Origin of the sequence: Streptomyces sp. NPDC097640, assembly GCF_040302705.1 — a bacterium.
In the GTDB taxonomy this organism is placed as follows: domain Bacteria; phylum Actinomycetota; class Actinomycetes; order Streptomycetales; family Streptomycetaceae; genus Streptomyces.
The window spans coordinates 183,098-204,675 of sequence record NZ_JBEOSB010000013.1 but is presented as its reverse complement, the minus strand read 5'-3'; the positions used below and the strand labels follow the sequence as shown (position 1 = coordinate 204,675).

The window sequence follows — 21,578 nt, the reverse complement described above, 5'->3', positions numbered from 1 at the left end:
CGAATCACTGCCAGGCGTCAGGCGTGAGCCCCAGGAGTTCACCGAAGGCCTGCTCTCCCGCGTCGGTCACCCGAAGCGCCCGCCCGCCCTCGCCCATCCGCGCCACCCACTCCGCGCGCAGCGCCAGGCCGCACAGCCGCGCACCGGCCACCCCGGCCAGATGGCGGCGGCGCTCGGTCCAGTCCAGGCAGGAGCTGGCGATCGGCCGGCGGCCCCGGTACTCCGACTCCAGGTCGACGCCCGCGCGGGCACACCACTCCCGCCCCGCGTCGGTCAGCTCGAACACCCCCTCCGTGTAGAGCAGCCCGCGCTCGGCCATGGCGTCGGTGACCGCCATGCCGAGCCGCCCCGCGAAGTGGTCGTAGCAGGTCCGCGCGCGGGCCAGCGGGTCGGGCGCGGCGACGACCGGCACCGTGTACGGCGCATCGCGGCCGGGGATGGCCTGTGAGGCGAGGGAGTCGACGAGGCGCGCGGTTTCCGCGTCGGCGATCCGTACGTACGTGTGGCGGCCCTGCCGTTCGGTCGCGCAGATCCCGGCGTCCAGCAGGCGGGTCAGATGGCCGCTCGCGGTGGAGGGCGTGACCCCGGTGATGCGGGCCAGTTCACCCGCGCTCCACGTACGTCCTTCGAGCAGCGCCATGCAGATCGCGGCCCGGGTCTCGTCGGCCATGGCGCCGGCGAGGGCGGCGAGGCGTGCGGCGGGCGGAGGGGAATCGGTCACGTCCCCCATCATGCCCCAACATTTCGGCGCATGCCGAAGCTTCACCTAGTGATGAGGAGACCCTTCGAGTTCGGCCATGGCAAGCTCAAAGACACGGGACTCATCCTCGGTCACCGGTGCCTCCCCCCTCCCGTCCTGTATCGAGTCGTCCACCCACTCGCGGATGATCACCTCGATGATGTCCGGCACCCCCGTGCCCAACAGCATCTCGACCAGCGGCCAGGCGTGCATCGTGAGGGGAAACCTCGCCGCCCGGTGATGCACCCGGGCTTCCTGCCATATCTTCCGTGCCGCCTCCGGGCCCTCGACCTGGGCCGCGTCGTACAGCAGATGGCACCAGCCGATGTCGATGCGGTCAAAACAGCCGCTGAACTCACTGACCCAGGGATCGATTTCGGCGACCTCACGGAACAACACGATCGCAGCGGCCCGATCGCCGGCGGAGTAGAGCTCGTGCGCCTGCCCCAACTTCGCGTCCAGCCGCCCCCGCGGTGTCGCCCCGTGCTTGGCCACGTAGGCGTCCCTTTCCGCGAGGTAGTCGTTGAGCTCGGCTGCGCGGCTCCCTACGTCTTCGGCGTAACTCCACAGCTCATGGATCTCGTCCTCGTCGATGCCGTGGGCTTCGGCTTTCTGTAGCAGCGCGATGGCCCGGTCGCTGTCCTCGTCCATCTCGTCGGGGTCCGCGCCCTCGTCCAGGGGGTGCAGCCAGCCGTACGCTCCGGCGAGCGCCAGGGCACCTCGTACGTGCTCGTCCACGCCCGCGGTCGGCAGATACGCCTCCACGGCCGACGCGATATCGGACCAGTCCGCGACGTCGGTCAGCTCTCCGGCCGGGGTGAAGAACGCGGTGAATTCCGACGGCAGCTTTCCGGAGGTGATCATGCTGGTGACACTGGTGGGAACCGGCGGCAGATCCATGCATCTTCCTTCGACGCGGTGGCGGGCCAGGACTGGCGGGCCAGGACTGGCGGGCTAGGACTGTACCGAGGCGCGCAGCCGGGCCGCGTCCTGGCCGGGGGGCAGTCCGTAGACGCTGCGGTATTCGCGGTTGAACTGGGTCGCGCTGACGTACCCGACCGCCTCGGCGGCCTGGGCCGCCGTCGTGTTGCCCGCGACCAGGCGCCGCCGCGCCTCCCGCAGCCGCAGGTGTTTCTGGAACCTGAGCGGGCTCATGCCGGTGGCGGCTTTGAAGTGCCGGTGCAGGGTGGCGGGGCTCATGTGGGCCACGGCGGCGATCTCGTCGATGCTGAGCGGCTCGGTGTAGTGGGAGAAGATCCATGCGGCCGCCGCGCGCACTCGGGACGCGGCGGAGTCGGCCAGTGACCACTGGCGCAGGACCGGGCCGAGCGGGCTGCGCAGCAGCCGGTAGAGGATCTCGCTCTCGATACGGGCGGCCAGGGGGCGGATGTCGTCGGGGGTTTCGAGGAGCCGGACCCAGCGGGTGACCGCGTCGATGAGTTCGGGTGACATCGGCGCGCTGAGCTGTCCGCCGACGGTCGCCGGCGAGGGCGGTTCCGGCCCTGACCCGTCGAGCTCCAGCAGCAGCTCGGCGAGCGCCGCGCCGTCGAGCCGCATGATCACGGACCGGTACGGCAGCTTCTCGAAGACGGCGGTGACGGGCAGGTCGAGCGTGTTCAGGAGCATCTCCCCGGGCGGGGTGACCCAGCTGCGGTCTCCCACGACGGTGCGCTTGGCACCGTCGGCGATGAAGCAGATCATCGGGTCGTACCGCACGTCGACGGGGTCGATCGGCTCGTCGACCGCGACCACCAGGAGCCGGGGCACCGGGGTCTCGGACCACAGGCCCCGCCCGTGGCGGTCGATGGCCGCGGCGAGCTCGTCCAGCATGGGGGACACCCTTCTCGTGAGAGGATCAGGCAATCCTATGCGATCTGTGGCCCATGACGCCCGGCGGCCGCGTTCCTAACGTGGACGGCATGACACAGCACGACAGCAACCCCACGGACCCCACGGACCCCACCGACCCCGCCGCCCTCCCGCACCGCAGGCTCGGCACCCAGGGCCTGGAGGTCGGGGCGATCGGCCTGGGCACCATGGGCATGACGATGGCGTACGGAGCCGGGGACGAGCAGGGCGGCATCGCCACCATCCACCGCGCCCACGAACTCGGCGTCACCTTCTTCGACACCGCCGAGCTGTACGGCATGGGCACCGGCAGCAACGAGAAACTGCTCGGCCGGGCCGTGAAGGGGTTCCGCGACGAGGTCGTCATCGCCACCAAGTTCGGCTTCGACCTGACCGATCCCACCAGGGTCGGGCACGCCATGGACAGCTGCCCGGAACGCATCCGCACGGTCACCGAGAACAGCCTGCGCTACCTGGACACCGACCGCATCGACGTGCTGTACCAGCACCGGGTCGACCCGAACGTACCCATCGAGGACGTGGCCGGGACGGTCGGCGAGCTGATCGCCGAAGGCAAGGTGCGCTACTTCGGGCTGAGCGAGGCGGGCCCCGACATCATCCGGCGCGCGCATGCCGTGCATCCGGTGTCGGTGCTCCAGACCGAGTACTCGGTGTTCGAGCGGGCCGTGGAGGTCGAGGTGCTGCCGGTGGTGCGCGAGCTGGGCATCGGCTTCGTGCCGTACTCGCCGCTGGGCCGCGGCTTCCTCACCAGCGCGGTGAAGCCCGCCGCCGAGTACCCCGCGGACGACATGCGCAGCTGGGACGATCGCTGGCAGCCCGGCAACTACGAGAAGAACCTGGCCGCCGTCCGCGAGCTCACGGCCCTCGCCGACACCAAGGGCATCGCGGTCACCCAGCTGGCGCTGGCCTGGCTGCTGGCCCAGGGCGAGGACATCGTGCCGATCCCGGGCACCCGCAGCCCGCACCGCCTGGCGGAGAACGTGGCGTCCGCGCGGGTCACCCTCACGCCCGGGGACCTGGCCCGCATCCGGGAGATCCTGCCGCGCGGCGCGGCCGGCTCCCGCTACCCCGAAGAGGTGATGCCGAACTGGTGAGCTGAGCCCGTGCGGCGGGTGTAGACGCTGCGTCAAGCAAGAGGAGACGCAGCGTCAACGACACCAGTGCCTTCTCACGTCAGCATTGAGCGCGTCGGTCAAAAGCTCGCAGACAGAGGAGCAGCATGAACCGCATGAGGAAGAGACTCGGCGTCGTTCTCGGTACGGCCGCCGTGTTCGCCGGAACCGCGCTCGTCAGTGCCGAGCCGGCGGCGGCCATCCCCTCCCTGGGCGAGTTCTCCTTCACGCCCACGTGGCTGGACAACGGGCGCAACGTCATGGTCAATCTGTCCGGAGGCGTCCGCGCGGGATACGCGGAGTGGCGCCAGGACCCGCGGAACGGGGCCCCTGGTGACGCCATGCGTGTGCACGACGACAACGCGGACGGGTACGGAATCGAGGCCGTCCTCACGTACGACAGGCGCAAGGCCACGACTCGGGGTCACAACTCGCCTTACACCAGCCCCTGGGCGACGGGGGACCTGGACGAAGACCGGGACTACCTCATGCGCGTGTGCGTGGTCAGGGGAGACGCCGAGAAGTGCACCGAAGTCGTGGTCACTGCCTAAGCGGCCGGGAGTGCCACCGTTCCGTAGAGCGTCCAGTGATCGGACTTGCCCGAGGTCGCGGACAGCGAGCACCTGGTGAACCGTGCCGTCTTGGGCGCGAAGATGTAGTCGATCTTGTGGAGGGGCTTGCCCTGGGCGTTGGCGTTGGAGGTCGGCGCCCCGGACCGCGGGGCATCGGGGTCGCCGAGCTGGCTGCATTCCAGATAGCGGTCGTACACCGGTATCAGCACCGTGCTGGGCCCTCCCTCGTCCTCCGTGGCCTCGGGCACCGGCGGCACCACGTTCAGGTCGCCGCCGAACACCGGCCGATATCCTTTCGCCTCCCATTTGGCAGCCAGATTCCGCAGCTCTTTCGCCTGCTTGGTGCGCCATTCGCCCGTGTTGTCGTCGTATCCCTTGCCCGCGCTGAGGTGGGCGGTGCAGGCCATCACCGCGCGTGAGGGGATGGCCGCGCACAGGGCGGTGCGCTGTTCCTTACCGGGCGGGGAAGTGAAGTCGTAGCGTTCGTAAAAGGTGTTCTCGTCGGGCACCGCGATGGCGACGCCGAAGGATCCCCGGTCCATATTGTCGGGGGCGGGACCCATGGCGCACTGCTTCTGGAGAAGCGGCCCGTTCAAACGGTTGTGGATGGGAGCGAACCGGACGTCCCATCCGCGCCGGGTGGCCTGTTCCAGCATCTCCTCCACGTGTTTCGCGTATTTTTCGCAGAATTCCTGGAAGAAGATGACATCCGGCATCTCATGAGCGACCGGGTCCGCGAGCCGGGCCCGGATCTGCTCGTTGAACTCGGCATATCCGGGGCGGTCGGCGGACCATCCGCAGTTTGCGTTGTGGTCGGCGCAGACATTCCAGGTCATGACGTTGAGACTGCGCGCGGCCGTCGGTCCCGCCGGCGGCAGGGTGGCCCCGCCGGGGACCGGCTCCAGTACGAAGCGTCCCCAGGTGCCGGGGCTCGCGGCGGTGGCGCGCAGGGTGCCGTCGTCGCCCGCGGCCCAATACCGGTCGGCGTAGCCGTCGGCCACGCTCTTGAAGGTGACCCCGTACGAACCCGCCGGTGCGCCCGCGGGCGGCGCCGACCAGCTGGGCTCGTACTGCTGCCAGCTCCCGAGATTGCCGCCGCTGGCGCGCAGCATTCCCTCGCGCTCGCCGGCATCGGTGAACTCGGCCGTGGCGAAATAGCCGGTGGCCTCGGAGCGGAGGCTGATCGTCTTCGCGAAGTGATTGGTGTGGAGAGTGAAGCGCTCCCACGAACCGACCGTGCTGCTTCGCGCGCGCATCCGCCATTCGTACGCGCCGGTGTCATTCATCTCAACGCTGACATATTTGCCGTTCGCCAGCGACTTGAGCGCCCACTTCTGACCCGCCGACTTCGCGATCGGCCCGGCGTCCCCTGACACATCCGTGGCGAATGCGGGCGTCATGGACTGGACGCCCAGGCTCGCAATCAGGCCGCACAACGCCAGGAAGACATAGATGAAGCGCCGCATGTCTCCCCCATTACCCAGACATGACAGGCACTACGCGGTGGTTGCGGACTCCACAAAGCTCAGCAGCACTGCCAGGTGAAGACGGCCTTGTCGAAACGGCCCGCGGCGAGGTCATCGGGGCGGATCAGCCAATACAGCGCACCGCCGTCGCCCCACATCATGTCCGCGTCCTCGTCGGAGTCGAGCTGCGCGAGCAGCACCCACCCCTCCGCCTCCTTCTCGATCCGCGGGTCCTCCCAGGACACCTCGCCACCCAGCGCGCCATGGGCCACCACGATCTCCACGGCGGTCTGGACGGACTGGGCGTGGCCGCCGATCTGATGTGCGACACCGCTCTCGTAATTCCACACCGCCCTCTTGAACGCGTCCGGAAGCTCGTCCTCGCCGAAGGCGGCGGCCAGCACGAGCGAGTCGAAGTCGGGGGCGCTCGGGCCGACGCGGACGGTCAGCGGCACCTCCGGATACGGGGTGAGGCCGACCGGAGCGGGCCGCTCGGGCGCGTCGGCGGACTCGGGCGGGAGGTGGAGGAGCCGGGCCCCGACCCAGGTGTCCGGATCGGCGGTGTCGACGAGCGCGTCGTCGTCCTCGTCGCCGTAGTAGAAGAAGGCGAGCCGGCCGTCCGCGGGCAGCGCTATGTCCAGCCGCTCCCTCGGCAGCGCGGCGCAGTCGACCTCCGCCACGAACGCCAGCGGCCCGCACCCCTCCCACACCGGCCAGTCCACCCCCGCGGGCAGCCGGGGCAGTCCGCCGAGCCGCCCGACGACCGGATCGCCGGCCTCCGCCTTCCGGAGGTGGGCGGCGGGGCGGGACAACGCGATCCAGCGGTCGGCGAGTTCGGCGGACAGGTGGGTGCGGGCCAGGGCGTGCAGCGGGTCAGGTGCGGTGGTCATGCAGCCATCATCGCGGGCGGGACCGACAGGGGCCTCATGATCGGCACGCTGGGCTGGAGGGTTGATCCGCGAGGTAGAGGGACCGTTCACTTCGGGTGAAGGACCTGTGGACCGCTTGGCAGATCTTCCTGATGGAGGAGGCTGGAGCGAGGAGGGACACGTCCCACAGCCGGACTGTCCTGTCGCTGCTTCCACTGGCCAGGGTGCGGCCGTCCGGGCTGAACGCCACCGACGCCACGACGTCGGTGTGGCTCAGAGTGGTCCGCAGCCCGCCGGTCGCCACGTCCCACAGGCGCACCGTCTTGTCGTCGCTGCCGCTGGCCAAAGTACGGCCATCCGGACTGAATGCCACCGACTCGACAGCATCGGTGTGCCCGCTCAAGGTCATACGGAGCCTGCCGGTCGCCACATCCCACAACCGGACCCTCCCATCGTGCCCACCGCCGGCGAGGGTACGGCCATCCGGACTGAACGCCACCGACCCCACATAGTCGGTGTGCCCGCTCAGGGTGGCCCGCAGCCTACCCGTCGCCACATCCCACAACCGGACCCTCCCTGTATCCCCGTCCTCGGCTAGGGTGTGGCCGTCCGGACTGAACGCCACCGACACCACGACGTCAGGGTGCCGGACCAGCGTCATACGCGGCCTACCTGTCGCCACATCCCACAGGCGCACCGTCTTGTCGTCGCTGCCGCTGGCCAAAGTACGGCCATCCGGACTGAACGCCACCGAGTCGACGGCCTCGGTGTGCCCGGCCAGCGTGATGCGCGGCCTACCGGCTGCCACGTCCCACAGGCGCACTGTCTTGTCCCCCCCACTGCTGGCGAGGGTGCGGCCATCCGGGCTGAACGACACAGACCCCACAGCATCGCTGTGCCCACTCAGTGTGGTCCGGAGCCTGCCGGTCGCCACATCCCACAACCGGACCCTCCCATCGCTCCCACCGCCGGCGAGGGTACGACCGTCCGGACTGAACACCACCGACCCCATGGCGTCGGTGTCCCCGGCCAAGGGCGTTCGCCGACTACCGGTCGCCACATTCCACAACCGGATGCTTCCGCCCAGCTCACTGCCGGCGAGGGTGCGGCCGTCCGGACTGAACGCCACCGAACCCACAGCATCGCTGTGCCCGCTCAGTGTGGTCCGTAGCCTACTGGTCGCCACATCCCACAACCGGACCTTCTCCCCGCCGCTGGCCAGGGTGTGTCCGTCCGGACTGAAGGCCACCGAATTCACGAAATCGCGGTGGCTGGTGAGAGTGGAGCGCAGCCTGCCGGTCGCCACATTCCACAACCGGACCCTCCCATCGTGCCCACCGCTGGCCAGGGTTCGACCGTCCGGACTGAACGCCACCGACCCCACAGCCGCGCCGTGCCCGCGCAGGGTGGTACGGAGCCGGCCGGAGGTCGCGTCCCAGAGGCGAACTGTCTTGTCGTCGCTGCCGCTGGCCAGGGTGTGGCCATCCGGACTGAACACCACCGTCCATACAGCATCGGTATGTCCGATCAGACGGCGTTTGAAGGGGAGAGCCGCTGTGGCGAAAAGGCTGGCGGAGGCCTCCTTGGTCGGACTGGTCCGGTACGCCTGGACCGCCAAAAGCGAGGCCAGGTCGGGGTCGGACACCAGGAGACCGGCCGACTGCGCCGCCAGCTGACGGGAGAGCGCGATCCGCTGGGCGCTGAGCGCCTGGTGTCGCTCCTGCTCGCTGGTCCGGTACTGCTGCCACGCGATCAGCCCGGCGGTGAGGGCGAGCACAAGCAGGATCGAGACGGTGGTGGCGAACTGGCGCAGGCGCCGGGTGGTGCGGGCGGCGGCCTGTTCTTCGTGGTGGCGGGCGTTGGTACTGCTGGTGAGGAAGTCGCCTTCGAGAGGGGTGAGGTCGGCGTCGGCTGTGGAGAACGCTTCTTCAGCGGTGGCGAGTCGGGTGCCGCGGTAGAGCGCGCCGGGGTCGCGGCCGAGGGTCTGCCAGGTGTGGGCGGCGTCGGTGAGCTGGCGGTGGACGCGCAGGCGGTCGCGGTCCTCGTCGATCCATTTCCGTAGCCGGGGCCAGGCGGCGATGAGGGCTTCGTGGGCGAGGTGCACCGTGCTGCCGTCGAGGATGACCAGCCGGGACTTCACCAGCCGCTCCAGCACCTCAGTAGTAGCGGCGGAGGCGTCTGCCCCCAGTTCCTCCCGGGGTGCGGGCCGTCGGGTGTCCTGAGCGCCCCCTCCCGGGGTGATCAGGCGCAGCAGGATCCGGCGGGCGCAGGTGGCCTGATCCGGGGTCATGTCGGTGTAGAGGCTTTCGGCCGTCTGGGCGATGGCGCCGTGGACGCCGCCGGCCGCTTCGTAGGGGGCCAGGCTGAGGGCGCGGCCTTTGCGGCGGTGCCAGGTTTCCAGGAGGGCGTGGGACATCAGGGGCAGGGCGCCGGGTTCGCCGTCGACTTCGTCGATGATGCGGGCGGTCAGGGTGCGTTCGACGATGAGGCCCGCGGCTTGGGCGGGTTTGACGATGGCCTCGCGGAGTTCGTCGCGGTTCATGGGCGCCACCAGGAGGGTGGCCTCGCGCAGGGCGTCGGCGAGGGGGCGGTGGCCGGCCAGGTTTCCGAAGAAGTCGGCCCGTACGGCGATCAACACCCGCAGTCGGCTGCCGGGGGCGGCGGCGGTCAGGAGGCGGTCGATGAACTCGGTGCGTTCTTCCGGGTCGGTGCAGAGGGTGTAGAGCTCCTCCATCTGGTCCACGACCAGCCATGTGTCCCCCTCCTCGCCCTCTTTCGGGACCAGCCGCCGGCCGTGGGTGCCTACAGGGTGGGCGCCGGGGGTGATGACGCGCAGGGCCGCCGGACGTAAGTCAGGGTTGTCAGTGGTGCGCAGGCGGGGGATGAGGCCGGCCCGCAGCAGAGATGACTTCCCGCTGCCGGACGCGCCGACCACCGCCGTGATCCGATGGTGGCCGACCAGGCGCAGCAGGTCGTCGATGAGCTGGTCGCGGCCGAAGAACAATGCCGCGTCATCCGGCTCGAAACGGGCCAGGCCCCGGTACGGGGGCACGGCGTCCTCATCGGACCGCGGCTCGGCGGCTTCCTCGGCAGCCGCCTGCCGCCAGCGTTCCTCCCACTCCTCGAGGTCGCCGCCGCAAGCCTTCACGTACGCCAGCGCCACCGGGAGAGTCGGCAGTTGCTCCCCTGCCGCCGCCCGGGACAACGTGGTCACCCCATAGTCCGTGTTCGCTGCCATCGCCCGGTAGGTGGGCGCACCTGCCTCCCGGCGCAGCTTGCGTAACTCGAACGCGAACCTCTGGGCCGGCCCGGCGGCCGGATCCAGCGGACTCTCACGACGACCTGCCACTGGCTGTCCCCCCTGACGTACCACCGAACGCCTACCGACAGCCCGCCAAGCTACGCACCGGCTTATGCAGCGGCAAGCACGTGACCTGCCAAGGCCCTGGCCTCATTTTTCGGTGTGGCGGAACAGGGGTGCCGAACAATTCCGGCCCCGGTGAACTCGGAGACGCAACGCCCCACAGCGGCGCCGTGCGCATCACGAACGCAGCCCACGGGGGTGGACGACGACCGCATTCGCACGACCGCAGCCATCGGGGCCTGGCCCACAGAAAGAGGACAAGATCGTGAACGCACAGAAGAGCATCACCTTGGCGATGGCGACCGCGGCCCTGGCCGGCGGACTCGCGCTGGCGGCTCCGGCCCACGCAGTGAGCACAGTCCGGCCAGCGGCCGCCGCGTCGGCCCAGCACGGCGTCCACATCGACGGATACGAGCCCGACTCGGTTGTCACGCGGGGCGCCTGCAAGGGCTGGATGAACACCAAGAAGACAGGCGGTCACTGGTTCGCCCAGGGGGTCGTCCAGTCCTGGAGCGGCACCGACTGCGCCATGATCCTTCAGCGCAAGCACAACGGCGGGGCCTACAAGATGATCTCCGGCCAGCACATCATCAAGGACCGCAAGGACTCCACCGGCTACTACTGGGACCACACGGGCTACAAGTCCCGGGTGTGCATCGCCAACCTCAACTGGCACGACACCTCCTGGCACTGCGGCAAGGGCATCTGACCACAGCCGACGTGCACCGGTCCTGAACCAACGCGGGCGCTCGGCACAGCCGGGCGCCCGCGCGCACGCCCGAAAGGAACCCGACATGAATGTGCGCGAGCACCTTGGCGAGACGCTGGAATTCGAGGATTACGTACGAAGGCGGCACAACGCCCTGCTGCGCACCGCCCGGCGCCTGGTCCCCGACCCGCTCGACGCTCAGGACCTTCTCCAGACGGCGCTCGCCCGGACGTACGACCGCTGGGACGGCATAGCGGACAAGCAGCTCGCCGACGCCTATCTGCGCCGCGTCATGATCAACACTCGCACCGAATGGTGGCGGGCCAGGAGGCTGGAGGAGTCCCCCACCGAGCAGTTACCGGACGCGAGCACCGGGGACTTCACCGAGCAGCATGCCGACCGAGCCCTGCTGATGGACGTCATGAAGGTGCTCACCCCGAAGCAGCGCACTGTCGTCGTGCTGCGGCACTGGGAGCAGATGTCCACCGAGGAGACGGCCGTCGCCCTGGGCACGTCGATCGGAACGGTCAAAAGCACGCTGCACCGCTCGCTCGCCCGGCTCCGCGAGGAGCTGGAGCGCCGCGACCACGAGACCGCAGCACCACGCCCGCCGACGGGCTGCTCCGCGATGGGGATCGAGACGCAGGTCAAGGAACCGTAAAGCGGGGACGTTCGTTACCCCAGGCATGACCGCTATGACCTCCGGCTCGAACCTCCCCCTGCCCGTCGCGCGCGTGGCGGTGGACGTCACCGCCCCGGTGCGGCTGGACGTGTCGGGCCTGCTGCTCACCGCCAACGGCAAGGTGCGCTCCGACGACGACTTCATCTTCTACAACCAGCCCGCCGGCCCCGGCGTGACCCACCGCGCCGGCGCGGGCGGGGCGGGTGACACGATCACCGTCGACACCGCCGCCGTGCCGGGCGACATCGAGAAGATCGTGGTGACCGCGAGCCTGGACGCGCCCGGGGCGACGTTCTCGGGCACCGAGCCGACGGCCACCGTGCGCGGCGCGGACGACGGGGCCGTGATCGCCACCTTCACCCCGCCCCAGCTGGGCGCCGAGACCGCGCTCGTGGTCGTCGAGGTGTACCGGCGCAATGGGGTGTGGAAGGTCCGCGCGGTCGGGCAGGGGTATGCCAACGGGCTGGCGGGCATCGCCACCGACTTCGGTGTGACGGTGGAGGAGCCCGCCGCGGCCGCCGCCCCCGCTCCCGTACAGGCGCCGCCGCCGTCCGGCCCGCCTGCCGGTTTCCAGCCCCCGCCGATGCCCACCGCGCCGCCGCCCGCTCCCCCGGCCGCTCCCCCGGCCGCGGCTCCGGCGCCCGGCGCGGGGAAGATCAACCTCGACAAGGGCCGCGTCAATCTCCAGAAGAACCAGACGGTGTCGCTGGTCAAGGGCGGCCGGCCGCTGCTGAGTTCGGTCAAGATGGGCCTGGGCTGGGAGCCCGCCTACCGCGGCAAGGACATCGACCTCGACGCGTCCGTGATCGCCTTCGGCGTGGACCGCAAGAAGATCGACGCCTGCTTCTTCGGCAAGCTCGCGATTCTGAACGGCGCGATCCAGCACTCCGGCGACAACCTCACGGGCGAGGGCGGCGGCGACGACGAGACCATCACGGTCCACCTCGGCGGGCTGCCTGCGGAGGTCACCGGCCTGGTGTTCACGGTGAACTCCTTCTCCGGCCAGAAGTTCACCGATGTCGCCAAGGCCTACTGCCGGCTGCTGGACGCGGGCACGGGCGAGGAGCTGGTCCGCTTCGACCTGACCCAGTCCGAGCCGCGCACGGGCGTGATGATGGCCAAGTTCATCAAGCAGTTCTCGGGCGAGTGGGAGATGACCGCGATGGGCGAGTACGTGGACTCCCGGACCGTGCGCGGCATGGTCAAGCCCGCCGGCCGGGCGCTCTGAACCTCCGCGGGGCAGCGAGTCGTGCCGCTGCCCCGCCGCGGCCGTGTCTTCAGACGGCTTCCGCGGCCGACCGGACCGTCCTGCCGGGTCTTGATACGGGGGCCGTCGGCAGGTCGCGCGAGCGCCCGATGGGAGAGAAGACGAGGATGAGCGCGGCCAGCGGTACTCCGGCCGTCGTGATCCACATGGCTGTGCGGAGGTCGAAGACGGTGCCCAGCCATCCGCCGAGCAGCGCGCCCAGCGGGATCGTTCCGTAGTTGAGGAAGGACGTGCTCGCCGTGAGGCGCCCGAGGAGCTCCGGCGGGCAGTAGCGCTGCTGGAAGCTCGCCTTGATGACGTTTCCGGCCACCACACCCGCCGACACGAAGAATCCGCCGATGGCGAAGAGCAGGAGCCCGGCTCCGGCGGAGGCGGTCGGGATGAGCAGTGCGAAGATCGCGAACCCCAGCTCGAACAGCAGCGTGGCGCGGGCGGTCCCGATCCTGCCGGCTGCCCTGCGCGCGATGAACGCCCCGGCGATGCCCCCCGCCCCCGCGGCCGCGATGATTCCGCCGACCGCTCCGGGCGCCAGGCCCACGGTGTCGACGAGAAAGACGACCTGGATCGACTGATAGCCCATGAGCGCCAGGTTCGAGGTGGCTGCGAACAGCGTCAGGGTGCGGATCCAGGGGTCGCGGGCGACCAGCCGCAGCCCTTCGCCGACCTCGCCGAGCAAGGCTTTGGGGCGGACGGCCGCCCGGTCGCGGCGTGGCTCGCGATGCCGGATGCCCAGCAGGCAGACGAGGGAGACGAGAAACGTCCCCGCGTTGGCGAACATCGCGTTCACCGCGCCCGCCACCTGCCCGATCAGACCGGCGGAACCGAGACCGGCGATCTGCGCGGCTGACGCGCTGCCGTGCAGCTTCGCGTTGCCCTCCGCCTGGTCCTCGGGGGCGAGAATGCTGGGCAGATAGGCGCTGTAGGCGGTCTGGAAGAACACCGCGGCGGTGCCCGTCAGCAGCGCGATGACCACCAGCAGGCCGACGCTCAGCCGGCCGGTCCACGCCGCGACCGGAATCACCGAGAACAGCAGGAAGGACACCGCGGCAGCGGTCAGCATGACCGGTCTGCGGCGCATCCGGTCCACCCAGGCCCCGGCGGGGAGCCCGATGACCAGCCACGGCAGCCAGGCGGAGGCGCTCAGCACCCCGACTTCCAGCGTGGTGGCATCCAGGGTGGAGACGGCGATCAGCGGCATCGCCACGGAGGTGACGGAGGAGCCGAACTTCCCCGCGGCCTCCCCGCACCACAGCAGCCGGAAGTCCCGGTGCCGGCGCAGAAGACCGACCCGTCTCTCATCACTCATCCGTTTCCCCGCCCATTTCGTCGCTCGACGTACCGAGACAACCTATGTTGCAGAGCTTCCTTTGCAAAGGGTCCTATGCAAAATATTCTCTGCAACTCGCGCACACTCGCGCACACGCGCAGACGCGAACCGCCCCCGCTACCGCCGGGCGGCGGGAACGGGGGCGGAAGGAAGAGCGATGCAGAGCCGGGGAGAGGGAAAAGATCAGCCGCGGGAGCGCTGGCGGCGCCAGGGGCCGGTGATGGCCAGCATGATGCCCGGCTCCTGGATGTTGGCGAAGAGGGTGTCACCGTCGGGCGAGAAGCAGACGCCGGTGAACTCGCTGTACGCCGGCTCCTCGGCGGTGCCGATGTTCAGCTCGTTGCGCGCGATCGGGTACGTGCGGCCGTCGTCCGTGGCGCCGAAGAGGTGCTGGACGCCCTCGCCGTCCTCGGCGATGACCAGGCCGCCGTACGGCGAGACGGTGATGTTGTCGGGGCCGTCGAACGCGCCGTCCTTGGACGGGTCGGGGTTGACGCCGAGCAGCACCTTCAGGGTGAGGGTGCGCCGCTTCGGGTCGTAGAACCACACCTGGCCGTCGTGCGCGACCGGGCTCTCCTCACGGGCGAACGAGGAGACGATGTACGCGCCCCCGTCGCCCCACCACATGCCCTCCAGCTTGCGCGCCCGGGTGACCTGGCCGACGTCGAACTGCTTGCGCACCGAGACCGACTTCGCGTCGCGGTCGGGCACATCCACCCAGTCGACGCCGTAGACCGTGCCGGTCTGGGTCGCGCGCGACAGGTCGTCGACGAAATTGCCGCCGGAGTCGAAGCACTTGGGGGCCTGGAGCACGCCCGCGTCGTCGGCGAGGGTGCCCAGCTTGCCGCGCCCGTGCTCGAAGCCGCGCGGCGGGACCCAGCGGTAGAAGAGGCCGTTGGGGCCGGAGGCGTCCTCGGTCAGGTAGAGGTGGCCGCGCTTGGAGTCCACGACGACCGCCTCGTGGGCGTAGCGGCCCAGCGCCTTGATCGGCTTGGGGTCGCGGTTGGCCCGGCGGTCCCGCGGGTCGACCTCGAAGACATAACCGTGGTCCTTGGTCATGCCGTTCTTGCCGGCCTTGTCCTCGGTCTCCTCGCAGGTGAGCCAGGTGCCCCACGGGGTGCTGCCGCCCGCGCAGTTGGTGGACGTGCCCGCGATGCCGACCCACTCGGTGACGTGGTCGCCGTGCTTGGAGACCTCGACGACGGTGCAGCCGCCGGAGGCCGCCGGGTCGTAGACCAGGCCCTCGATCAGCGGGACCGGGTGCGGCCAGTCGGCGCGCGGGCCCTTCAGCTCGTGGTTGTTGACGAGCAGCGTGGCGCCGCGGGTGCCCTCGAAGGTGGCGGTGCCGTCGTGGTTGGAGGGGGTGGACTCGCCGGACTCCAGCTTGGTCTGGCCGGTGCGGGTGATCACCCGGTAGCTGAAGCCGGCGGGCAGGGCGAGGAGGCCCTTCGGGTCGGCGATGAGCGGACCGTAGCCGAGCCGGGAGCCGCCCCGCTCGGCCGCCGCGTCGGCGGTCTCGGTGGTCTCGGTGGGCTCGGCGGCGAGCGCGCCGGGGGCGGTGGCGAGCACGCCGGCGCTGCCGACGAGGGCGACCCCGGCACCGGTATACGCGGAACTCTTCGCGAAGTCTCTGCGGCTGAGCGGCATCTTCGTCTCCTGATTGGCCAGATCTGTCCACCGACTGCGCGCATACGCTCCCGCCCCCGGTCGAACAACAGTTGAACTGGACGCGACATCGACGGACGGATTGGCGCCGACGGGTTGAACCGCTCACCACCGCTCGCGGACCCCTCCGACGCCCGATCCCACACCCCGGCCGGCGCCGCCGGCCACCTGTCAGGCGCGCGAACGCGCCTTGAAGGCCGCCTTCCGCGCCTGCTTGGCGGCGCTCTTGTCCGGGTGCAGCCGCCCCATCGCCTCCAGCACCTCAGCCGTCGCCGGGTGGTCCACCCGCCACACCGAGTCGAAGAAGGTATCCGACTGCTCGACCAGGCCGCGCACCAGATCCCGCAGCTCGGCGGAGTCGCCGTCCGCCGCGAGCTGCGCCGCGATGGTGTCCACCGTCAGCCAGAACACCATCTCCTCGGACGGCTCCGGGATCTCCGGCATCGCGCGCTCGGCCAGCCACACCCGGGCCAGGCCGCCCAGGTGGCGGTCGTCGAGCACCTCGCGCAGCGCGGGCTCGGCCGCGGGCCCGACCAGCGAGAGCGTCTGCTGGCAGGCCAGTCGGCGCAGCGGCGCGCCCTCGTCGTCGCCGCGCGCCGCGGCCAGCAGCTCGCCCGCGGCCTGGTCGGGCGTACGGCGCGCCAGCCACTGCTCGGCCTCCGCGCGCGCGGCCGATTCCGGGTGCCCGGGGAGGGCGTCCAGCAGGATCTCCGCGCCCTTGTCGGCGAGGTCGCCGACGACCGGGGCGTCGATGCCGGCGTCGAGCATGCGGCTGCGCACGCCGAAGACGCCGAGCGGGGTGAGCCGCACCATGCCGTAGCGGGAGACGTCGTCCTCGTCGGGGTCGAGCCGCGACTCGGTGGTCTCGGGGAAGCGGCCCTCGCCGTCGACCTCTTCGATCAGCGCCTCGTCCACGGGCTGGTACTCGACCAGGCCGGTCGGCTCCAGCATCCGGAACTGATCGTCGAGGCGCACCATCGCCTCGGAGATCTCCTCGAGGATGTCGTCGGTGGGCTCCTCCATGTCATCGGGGACGATCATGGCGGCGGCGAGCGCGGGCAGCGGCACGGCGCGGCCGGAGTCCTCCTCGTCCAGGGCGGTCAGCAGATACAGATTGCCCAGCACCCCGTCCAGGAAGTCGGCCTCCTCCTCGGGGTCCCAGTCGATCGCGTCGAGGTCGAGCTCGCCGTCGTCGCCGATCTGCTCGACGATCTCGGCGAGGTCGGGGGCCGCGGCGTCGGCGAGCACGGTCTCGAAGCCGCCGAGCCAGATGTCCAGGATGTCCCGCGGGCTGCCCTCGGTGATCAGCCGCAGGTCCTCGCCGGGGGTGGCGATCCCCGTGACCCCGTCCTCGCCCGGCTCCGGGCCGGCGTCCGCGTCCCCGGTCTCCGCCGCGGGCTCCTGGACCTCGATCAGCCCGGTGTCGACGGCCAGCTGCCAGGCCTCCGCCGCGTAACCCGGCCCCTCCTCGTCGGCGCCGAGCCCCAGGTGCTCGGCCGCCGCCCGCAGGTCGGGCTCGGTGAGTACGCCGCCCGCCGCGACCGCCCTGCGCGGTCCGGCCCAGCGGGCAAGCCGCACGGCGCGGGCCAGCAGCGGGGCGGCGAGGGCGTCCCTGGCGAGTTCGGCCTCGGAGTGAAGCCGCACGGGCGGCATGGTGGGGCGGTCTCCGGGCATCGGCGGAGTCATCTCCTCGGGAGCGGATGAAGCAGACGAGTTGGAAGGGTGTTGCTCGAGAGGGGCGCGGCACTGCGGGCGCGACCGGTCCCAGCCTAGACGGAAGGTGAGGCGGTTTCGTCCCGATGTGCCACCACGGGGGCGGCAGCCCGTGATTTTGGCCGACCATCCGCCGTCGGACATGGACGGCCGCGACCCCGTGCGCCGGAGCGCGACGGGCGCCGCGCCGTGCGCCGGTTCACTCCTGACCTGGCCGTACACCAGCCGTTCCTTGACAACCGCACGGGCGACGAAAGACATTGACGCGCGTAGAGGATTGTTCCGTCGCCACCACAACGCCTGTGTTCAGCTCCGCACTTTCCTCATCGGAGGCACCGCCATGTCCCCACGCGCCCCGCGCGGACCCGCCACCGTCACCGCCACCGTCACCGCCGTCCTGGCCGCCGCCCTCGCGGCCGGGCTGCTCATCGCCCCGCAGTCCGCGTCCGCCGCCGTCGAGGTACGGATCCATGACATCCAGGGCTCCACCCGGATCTCCCCGTTCGCGGACCAGCAGGTGTCCGGGGTACCCGGCACGGTCACGGCGATCCGCGCCTTCGGCTCGGCCCGCGGCTTCTGGTTCCAGGACCCGCACCCCGACCGGGACCGGGCCACCAGCGAAGGGATCTTCGTCCACACCGGTTCGACCACCCCGTCGGTCGCCGTCGGGGACGCGGTACGGGTCTCCGGGACGGTCGGCGAGCACTACCCGGGCGGCACCGGCGCGGGGCTTCAGTCGGTCACCGAGCTCACCCGGGCGACCTGGACGGTCGACTCCTCGGGCAACGCCCTGCCCGCGGCCTTCGCCCTCACCCCCTCCGCCGTCCCCGACCGCTACGCGCCCGACGCACCGGGCGGCGGCAGCGGCAACAGCGGCAACATTGAAGGGCTGCGGCTGCGCCCGAACTCGTACGCCCTGGACCGCTACGAGGCTCTGGAAGGAATGCGCGTCTCGGTCAAGGACGCCCCGGTCGTGGGCCCCACCTCCGCGTACCACGATCTGTGGGTCACCGCCGAGCCCGGCCACTCCCGGACCGCGCGCGGCGGCGCGCTCTACAGCTCGTACGGCGACCCGAACTCCGGCCGGGTCAAGGTCGGCTCCCTCATCCCGTTCACCCAGCGCCCCTTCCCCGTCGCCGATGTGGGCGACAAGCTGACCGGCACCACCGAGGGGCCGCTGGACTACGACAGCTTCGGCGGATACGAGATCCAGGCCACCGCGCTCGGGCAGCTCGCGGACGGGAACCTGGCGCGGGAGACCACCCGCACACAGCAGGCCGACGAACTGTCCATCGCCACCTACAACGTGGAGAACCTCTCCCCCAAGACCGCGCAGACCAAGTTCGACCGGCTCGCCTCGGGCCTGGTGCGCAATCTCGCCACGCCCGACATCGTCGCCCTGGAGGAGGTCCAGGACGACAACGGCCCGACGAACGACGCGGTCACCAGCGCCGGGCAGACGCTGAAGAAGCTCACCGACGCGATCGCGGCGGCCGGCGGCCCGGCGTACGAGTGGCGGCAGATCGACCCGGTCGACGACCAGGACGGCGGGCAGCCGGGCGGCAACATCCGGGTGGCCTTCCTCTTCAACCCCGCGCGGGTCTCCTTCACCGATGTCGCGGGCGGCGGCGCCACCACCCCCGTGCGGGTGACGGACGACCACGGCAGGGCGGGGCTGTCGGCCTCCCCGGGCCGCATCGACCCGGCGAACCCAGTCTGGAAGGACAGCCGCAAGCCGCTGGCCGGGCAGTTCTCCTTCCGCGGCCGCCCGGTCTTCGTCATCGCCGACCACTTCAACTCCAAGGGCGGCGACCAGGGCCTGGACAGCCGGTTCCAGCCCCCGGCCCGCCGCTCGGAGACCCAGCGCACCGGCCAGGCCGGGGTGGTCAACGCCTTCGTCAAAAAGCTGCTGGGCGTGGACCCGAGCGCCCGGGTCGTGGTCGTGGGCGACCTCAACGACTACCAGTTCTCGCCCGCGCTGGCCGATCTCACCGCCGGCGGGGTGCTCACCGACCTGGTCACCGCGCTGCCGGAGAACGAGCGCTACGGCTATGTCTACAACGGCAACTCGCAGGTGCTGGACCACATCCTCACCAGCCGCGCCGTGCGCCGCCCCGACTACGACATCGTGCACATCAACGCGGAGTTCGCGGACCAGTCCAGCGACCACGACCCGCAGATCACCCGAGTGAAGCCGTAGCGCTGCTGAAGTGTCCGGCCAGCACAATTAAATAGACCTGTACGGCGAAGGGGCCCAGAATCCAGCGCAGGAAGCCACCGACCCCTGCCACACGGAGTGTCACACCATGCCCCTGGGCCCCTTCGGCCGTACCGCCGTCGCCATGATCACCCCGTTCGGCGCGGACGGCGCCCTCGACCTCGACGGCGCACAGCGCCTGGCCACCCATCTGGTGGACCGGGGCGGCTGCGACGGAATCGTGGTCAGCGGCACCACCGGCGAGTCCCCGACCACCTCCGACGCCGAGAAGGAGGCGCTGCTGCGGGCCGTGGTGGCGGCCGTCGGCGACCGGGCCCGGGTCACCGCCGGGGTGGGCAGCAATGACACCCGGCACACCGTGGAGCTGGCCCGCGCGGCCGAACGGGCGGGCGCGCACGGTCTGTTGGTCGTCACCCCGTACTACAGCCGCCCGCCGCAGGACGCCGTGGCGGAGCACTTCCGCACGGTCGCCGACGCCGTCGGCCTGCCGGTGATGCTGTACGACGTCCCCGCCCGGACCGGCACCGAGCTCGCCGCCGACACGCTGCTGCGGCTCGCCGAGCATCCGCGCATCACGGCCGTCAAGGACAGCGCCTACGACCTGTCGAAGGCGGCGAAGGTGATGGCGGGCACCGATCTCGCCTACTTCTCCGGCTGCGACGAGCTGAACCTGCCGCTGCTGGCCATCGGCGCGGCCGGATACGTCAGCGTCGTGGCCAACGTCGCCGGGCCGCAGGTGCGTTCGGTGCTGGACGCGTACGACGCCGGGGAGACGGGCGAGGCGGCCCGGCGCCATCTGGCGCTCGCGCCGCTCGTCGAGCGGATGATGTCCGCCGGCGCCCCGGGCACGGTGACCTCCAAGGCGCTGCTCGGCGCCCTCGGGCTGCCCGCTGGCCCGGTGCGGGCCCCGCTGCTCCCCGCCGGCCGGGAGCTGACCGACGGGCTGCGGGTCGTGTACGACAAGGTGGCGGGCGGCCTCTGACCAGGGCCGCCCGCCCGCCCTGCTCAGTTGTGGCTGTGCAGCGCCTCGTTGAGGCCGCCCCAGGAGCCGCTGCGCGGCAGCACCTCGACAGCGCCGCTGACGGAGTTGCGGCGGAAGAGCATGTTGTCGACGCCGGACAGCTCCAGCGCCTTGATGATCGTGCCGTCCGGCACGGTCACCCGGGTGCCGGCGGTCACATACAGGCCCGCCTCGACGATGCAGTCGTCGCCGAGCGAGATGCCGATGCCCGCCTCGGCGCCCAGCAGGCAGCGCTCGCCGAGGGAGATCGTCTGCTTGCCGCCGCCCGACAGCGTGCCCATGATCGACGCGCCGCCGCCGATGTCCGAGCCGTCGCCGACCACGACGCCCGCGCTGATCCGGCCCTCGACCATGGAGGTGCCCAGCGTGCCGGCGTTGAAGTTGACGAAGCCCTCGTGCATGACGGTGGTCCCGGAGGCCAGGTGGGCGCCGAGCCGGACGCGGTCGGCGTCGCCGATGCGCACCCCGGTGGGGATCACGTAGTCGGTCATCCGCGGGAACTTGTCCACGCCGGTCACCGCCAGCTGGAGCCCCTCGGCGCGGGCCGCGAGGCGGGCCCGCTCGACCTGGTCGACGGCGACAGGGCCGAGCGAGGTCCAGGCCACGTTAGCCAGCAGGCCGAAGATGCCGTCCAGGCTGAGGCCGTGCGGCCTGACCAGGCGGTGGCTGAGCAGGTGCAGCCGCAGATAGGCGTCGTGCGCGTCGAGCGGCTTGTCGTCGAGGGAGCCGATGACCGTACGGACGGCCACGACCTCGACCCCGCGGCGCGCGTCCGGCCCGAGGGCCTTGAGCGCGGTGTCGCCCAGCAGCTCGGCGGCGCGCTCGTCGCTCAGCCGCTCGGTGCCGGCCGGACCGGGCTCGGCGACCAGCTCGGGGGCCGGGAACCAGGTGTCGAGGACGGTGCCGTCCTCGGCGAGGGTGGCGAGACCGGCGGCGGCTGCGCCGGTGTGGGTGGTGCTGGCGGTGATGGGAGCGTCGGTCATGG

17 protein-coding genes are annotated in these 21,578 nt (G+C 71.0%); 7 read left to right on the top strand and 10 right to left on the bottom strand.

Going from position 1 to position 21,578, the window contains the following annotated elements; genetic code table 11:
- Nucleotides 1–4: 4 nt before the first annotated feature.
- Genes ABTY62_RS22120 through ABTY62_RS22110 form a run of 3 tightly spaced genes read right to left on the bottom strand, consistent with a single transcriptional unit; the run spans nt 5 to nt 2,569 of the window.
- The gene (locus ABTY62_RS22120; RefSeq protein ID WP_352131131.1) at nt 5–733 is read right to left on the bottom strand and encodes an ArsR/SmtB family transcription factor; all 729 of its coding nucleotides are present in this window, start codon (nt 731–733) and stop codon (nt 5–7) included.
- 33 nt (nt 734–766) lie between these two features.
- The gene (locus tag ABTY62_RS22115; RefSeq protein ID WP_352131130.1) at nt 767–1,639 is read right to left on the bottom strand and encodes a hypothetical protein; all 873 of its coding nucleotides are present in this window, start codon (nt 1,637–1,639) and stop codon (nt 767–769) included.
- A gap of 54 nt (nt 1,640–1,693) precedes the next feature.
- Nucleotides 1,694–2,569: an AraC family transcriptional regulator gene (locus ABTY62_RS22110; protein ID WP_352131129.1), complete on the bottom strand. Its 876-nt coding sequence runs from the start codon at nt 2,567–2,569 to the stop codon at nt 1,694–1,696.
- An 89-nt stretch (nt 2,570–2,658) separates the two neighbouring features.
- Between ABTY62_RS22110 and ABTY62_RS22105 the strand changes: the two genes are divergently transcribed.
- Complete coding sequence (locus tag ABTY62_RS22105; RefSeq protein WP_352131128.1) at nt 2,659–3,702, top strand: aldo/keto reductase; 1,044 nt, start codon at nt 2,659–2,661, stop codon at nt 3,700–3,702.
- A 134-nt stretch (nt 3,703–3,836) separates the two neighbouring features.
- A complete protein-coding gene (locus tag ABTY62_RS22100; protein WP_352131127.1) occupies nt 3,837–4,271 on the top strand; it encodes a hypothetical protein in 435 nt (144 codons plus the stop codon).
- Here the strand turns inward: ABTY62_RS22100 and ABTY62_RS22095 are convergent.
- The 3 genes from ABTY62_RS22095 to ABTY62_RS22085 are packed head-to-tail and all read right to left on the bottom strand — an operon-like array spanning nt 4,268 to nt 9,865.
- Nucleotides 4,268–5,758, bottom strand: a complete 1,491-nt coding sequence (locus tag ABTY62_RS22095; RefSeq protein WP_352131126.1) for an endonuclease/exonuclease/phosphatase family protein — start codon at nt 5,756–5,758, stop codon at nt 4,268–4,270. The genes ABTY62_RS22100 and ABTY62_RS22095 overlap by 4 nt on opposite strands.
- 59 nt (nt 5,759–5,817) lie before the next feature.
- Nucleotides 5,818–6,648 carry a YwqG family protein gene (locus ABTY62_RS22090; protein WP_352131125.1) on the bottom strand — a complete coding sequence of 277 codons (831 nt, stop codon included), beginning with the start codon at nt 6,646–6,648 and terminating at the stop codon, nt 5,818–5,820.
- Nucleotides 6,649–6,682: 34 nt separating this feature from the next.
- Nucleotides 6,683–9,865, bottom strand: coding sequence for an nSTAND1 domain-containing NTPase (locus tag ABTY62_RS22085; protein ID WP_352131124.1), 3,183 nt, complete (start codon nt 9,863–9,865; stop codon nt 6,683–6,685).
- 391 nt (nt 9,866–10,256) lie between these two features.
- On the opposite strand from ABTY62_RS22085, the gene ABTY62_RS22080 reads away from it, so the two are divergent.
- From ABTY62_RS22080 to ABTY62_RS22070, 3 genes are all read left to right on the top strand, one after another.
- Nucleotides 10,257–10,700 carry a hypothetical protein gene (locus tag ABTY62_RS22080; RefSeq protein WP_352131123.1) on the top strand — a complete coding sequence of 148 codons (444 nt, stop codon included), beginning with the start codon at nt 10,257–10,259 and terminating at the stop codon, nt 10,698–10,700.
- A gap of 85 nt (nt 10,701–10,785) precedes the next feature.
- The gene (locus ABTY62_RS22075; RefSeq protein WP_352131122.1) at nt 10,786–11,361 is read left to right on the top strand and encodes a SigE family RNA polymerase sigma factor; all 576 of its coding nucleotides are present in this window, start codon (nt 10,786–10,788) and stop codon (nt 11,359–11,361) included.
- Between the two features lie 34 nt (nt 11,362–11,395).
- Nucleotides 11,396–12,610 (top strand): TerD family protein, encoded by a 1,215-nt coding sequence (locus ABTY62_RS22070; RefSeq protein ID WP_352131195.1) that lies wholly within the window; start codon nt 11,396–11,398, stop codon nt 12,608–12,610.
- Between the two features lie 49 nt (nt 12,611–12,659).
- Here ABTY62_RS22070 and ABTY62_RS22065 read toward each other — a convergent pair whose 3' ends face one another.
- From ABTY62_RS22065 to ABTY62_RS22055, 3 genes are all read right to left on the bottom strand, one after another.
- Complete coding sequence (locus ABTY62_RS22065; protein ID WP_352131121.1) at nt 12,660–13,955, bottom strand: MFS transporter; 1,296 nt, start codon at nt 13,953–13,955, stop codon at nt 12,660–12,662.
- 204 nt (nt 13,956–14,159) lie between these two features.
- A complete protein-coding gene (locus ABTY62_RS22060) occupies nt 14,160–15,623 on the bottom strand; it encodes an alkaline phosphatase PhoX (RefSeq protein WP_352131120.1) in 1,464 nt (487 codons plus the stop codon).
- A gap of 189 nt (nt 15,624–15,812) precedes the next feature.
- On the bottom strand, nt 15,813–17,315 hold the full coding sequence (locus ABTY62_RS22055) for a hypothetical protein (protein WP_352131119.1): 1,503 nt from the start codon (nt 17,313–17,315) through the stop codon (nt 15,813–15,815).
- Between the two features lie 379 nt (nt 17,316–17,694).
- Here ABTY62_RS22055 and ABTY62_RS22050 point away from each other — a divergent pair, with 379 nt between their 5' ends.
- Together ABTY62_RS22050 and dapA are read left to right on the top strand one after the other, a co-directional pair.
- Nucleotides 17,695–19,554, top strand: a complete 1,860-nt coding sequence (locus tag ABTY62_RS22050) for a DUF8508 domain-containing protein (RefSeq protein ID WP_352131118.1) — start codon at nt 17,695–17,697, stop codon at nt 19,552–19,554.
- 106 nt (nt 19,555–19,660) lie between these two features.
- Nucleotides 19,661–20,554, top strand: a complete 894-nt coding sequence (gene dapA / locus ABTY62_RS22045; RefSeq protein ID WP_352131117.1) for a 4-hydroxy-tetrahydrodipicolinate synthase — start codon at nt 19,661–19,663, stop codon at nt 20,552–20,554.
- Between the two features lie 23 nt (nt 20,555–20,577).
- Here the strand turns inward: dapA and dapD are convergent, their stop codons facing one another.
- Complete coding sequence (gene dapD, locus ABTY62_RS22040) at nt 20,578–21,576, bottom strand: 2,3,4,5-tetrahydropyridine-2,6-dicarboxylate N-succinyltransferase (RefSeq protein WP_352131116.1); 999 nt, start codon at nt 21,574–21,576, stop codon at nt 20,578–20,580.
- Nucleotides 21,577–21,578 lie beyond the last annotated feature (2 nt).